This is a genomic window from Marinomonas spartinae, from assembly GCF_900089775.1.
GTDB lineage: Bacteria > Pseudomonadota > Gammaproteobacteria > Pseudomonadales > Marinomonadaceae > Marinomonas > Marinomonas spartinae.
Window position 1 is genome coordinate 1 of sequence record NZ_FLOB01000037.1, and the last position, 770, is coordinate 770.

The 770-nt window shown below is 46.2% G+C and carries 1 protein-coding gene; it reads right to left on the reverse strand.

Annotated features, from left to right (window positions below):
• Window positions 1-734: 3,4-dihydroxyphenylacetate 2,3-dioxygenase (gene hpaD, locus MSP8886_RS21795; protein WP_067021212.1), on the reverse strand; the 734-nt coding region annotated here is incomplete at its 3' end.
• Window positions 735-770 lie beyond the last annotated feature (36 nt).

The following is a 770-nucleotide window of genomic DNA, read 5'->3' on the forward strand; positions in this document are numbered from 1 at the left end:
GTATCATGCATAAACCCTTCACCGTGACCTTTTGCCGCGTATTCAGGCAGCATTTCACAGAATGTTTTCCACTCTGCGTTTTCCCACATTTCAACCACTCTGTGATCCAAAGTTTCTAAGAATGGACTCCACACTTTGGTGGAAAAATCTGGGGCTTGACCATTTTGCGCAAAACGGTGAGAAAGCGAACCACTGGCGAGGATCGCCACCGTGCCATCGTAGTGCTTTTCGGTCGCTTCACGAATCGCCCACCCCAAACGAGCCGAGTCATTGAGATAATGCACCATTAGCAACGCCGATACAGAGACCGCTTTAAAGTGACGGTCTTCATTCATGTATCGCATTGGCACTAATGTTCCATACTCAGGTGCCAAGGTGGTTGCATCATGGGCTAAGGTTTCCACCCCTTGCTCATTACATACTTGAGCAATGAGACGACCTAGCTCAGGGTTACCATCTAACTCATACGGCATATTATTGATAAAGTGAGGTAACTCGTTGCTCGTGTATACACCTTCCCAGTGTGGAGCACAGTTAATGTGATAGTTGGCATTAACCAACCAGTGCGTATCAAACACGACAATGGTATCCACACCCAGTTCTCGACAACGCTTCGATATCTCGTGATGCCCGTCAATGGCGGCTTGGCGAAATCCTTTTTGAGGACCATCAAGCTCTGAAAGGTACATAGAGGGAACATGCGTTATTTTTGCTGCAAAAGCTAATTTACCCATACGGCTTCTCCACTTTTATAATTATCGATACAAAAT